The following is a 2,441-nucleotide window of genomic DNA, read 5'->3' on the forward strand; positions in this document are numbered from 1 at the left end:
GATTCTGGAGCAGCCGTCCGAGTCCGCCGTGGCGGACACGGCTGGTGTCGCGGTGCCGGTGGTGCCGTGGGTGGTGTCGGCGAAGACGGCCGAGGCGCTCGACGCGCAGGTGGAGCGGCTCTCCACGTCTGCCGGGGAGCATGACCCGGTCGACGTCGGGTTCTCGTTGGTGACGACGCGTGCGGTGATGAGTCACCGTGCGGTGGTCGTGGGTGACCGGACGGTCGCGGGGTCGGTGACTCCGGGGCGTACGGGTGTGCTGTTCTCGGGGCAGGGCGCCCAGCGCTCCGGTATGGGCCGTGAGTTGTACGCGTCCTATCCGGTGTTCGCGGATGCTTTTGACGCGGTGTGCGCGGAGTTGGACCGGCATGTGGAGCGGCCGGTTCGTGAGGTGGTGTTCGAGGGTGGTGAGCTGCTGGATCAGACGCAGTTCACGCAGGCAGGGCTGTTCGCGCTCGAAGTGGCTTTGTACCGGCTCGTGTCGGCGTGGGGTGTGAAGCCGGACTATCTGCTGGGTCATTCGATCGGTGAGTTGTCGGCCGCGCATGTGGCGGGGGTGTTGTCGCTGGAGGACGCGGCGCGGCTGGTGGCGGCCCGGGGCCGTCTTATGCAGGCGTTGCCGGCGGGCGGTGCGATGGTCTCGCTCCAGGCGACGGAGGACGAAGTCCTTCCCTTGCTGACCGAGAACGTGTCCATCGCCGCCCTCAACGGGCCCCGATCCACCGTGGTTTCCGGTGACGAGGACGCCATCCTGGCCATTGCCGCCCATTTCGAGGCGGAGGGCCGCAAGACCAAGCGGCTGCGGGTGAGTCACGCGTTCCACTCGCCGCGCATGGACGCCATGCTGGAGGAGTTCCGCACAATCGCCGAGGGGCTTGCCTTCCACCGGCCCGAGATCGCCATCGTCTCCAACGTGACCGGCCAGGTCGTGACCGGCGACGAGCTGTGCTCGGCGGACTACTGGGTGCGCCACGTCCGTGAGGCGGTCCGCTTCGTCGACGGCATGCGAGCCCTGAAGGACCAGGGCGTGACCACGTACCTGGAGCTGGGCCCAGACGGTGTCCTGTCCGCGATGGGCCAGGACTGCGTCGAGGACGCGGCGTTCGCCCCCGTGCTGCGCAAGGACCGCGACGAGGCGACCACCCTGGTCACCGCCCTCGCCGAGCTCCACGTGCGCGGGAAGTCCGTCGACTGGGCGGCGTACTTCGCCGGCACCGGCGCCCGCCGCGTCGACCTGCCCACCTACGCCTTCCAGCACGAGCACTTCTGGCTTGCCTCCTCCTTCAGCGGGGCTGTGGATGCCAGGGCACTGGGCCAGAACGCGGGTGAGCATCCGCTGCTGGGAGCCAAGGTCGTCGTGGCTCAGGCCGATGAGTACCTGTTCACGGGCAGGCTGTCGGTCGAGTCGCATCCCTGGCTCGGGGACCACATGGTCATGGGCTCGGTACTGCTGCCGGGTACGGCCTTCGTCGACCTGGCCCTGCACGTCGGTGAGCAGGTCGGCTGCGATCTACTGAGTGACCTCACGCTTGAAGCACCCCTGGTTCTCCCCGACCACGGGGCGGTGGCCGTCCAGCTGACCCTCGGGGCTGCCGAGGAGGACGGCAGCCGGGCGATCACCGTTCACGGGCGCTCCGCCGAGGACGCGGATGCCGAGTGGACGCGGCACGCGGCCGGAAGGCTGAGCGCCGGAGGAGTACCGGCAGGCGAATCACTGGAGGAGTGGCCGCCGCGCGATGCCGTCACCCTCGACACCTCGGGCCTCTACGACGATCTGGCGGAGACCGGGTTCGGCTACGGTCCGACGTTCCAGGGGCTGCGGGCTGCCTGGCGGCGCGGCGACGAGGTGTTCGCAGAGGTCGCCCTACCTGAGGGAACGGATGCCGCAGGGTTCGGCGTCCACCCGGCCCTGCTCGACTCGGCGCTGCACACGATGGGACTGGTGGCCGGCGACGCCGAGGGGCCGGCAGAAGAAGCGCGACTGCCGTTCGCGTGGAGCGGGGTGTCGGTTTCCGCCGTAGGGGCGACCGTCCTGCGGGTACGGATCACGACCGCCGGTTCGGGCCTCACTCTGGCGCTCGCGGACAGCGCGGGCGCCCCGGTCGCCTCTGTCGAATCGCTCGCTCTGCGCGCGATCGCGCCGGGCCAGCTCACCGCTGCGGCAGATGCCGGGACGCGCGATGCGTTGTTCCAGGTGGACTGGGTCAGCCACGCCGTGGAGACGGAGCGGATCGAGGCCCGCTGGGCGGCGCTGGGCGAAGCGATCGGCGTACCCGGGCTCCGGTATGCGGACCTCACTGCGCTGACCGTTGCTGCCGACGCCGGTGAGTCCGTGCCCGGTGTCGTGGCTGTGTCGTTCGCCGATCCCGGCTCGGGGTCCGGGGATTCCGGGGACGCGGTGTCCCGGACCCACGAGACCGCGGCGCAGGTACTGCGCCTGC

1 protein-coding gene is annotated in these 2,441 nt (G+C 70.3%); it reads left to right on the plus strand.

What is annotated here, in order from left to right; all coding sequences use genetic code 11:
• On the plus strand, positions 1–2,441 hold a 2,441-nt coding region (locus tag ACHFIV_RS11185), incomplete at both ends, for an acyltransferase domain-containing protein (protein WP_398966363.1).

It is taken from the genome of Streptomyces sp. ALB3, assembly GCF_044385685.1.
In the GTDB taxonomy this organism is placed as follows: domain Bacteria; phylum Actinomycetota; class Actinomycetes; order Streptomycetales; family Streptomycetaceae; genus Streptomyces.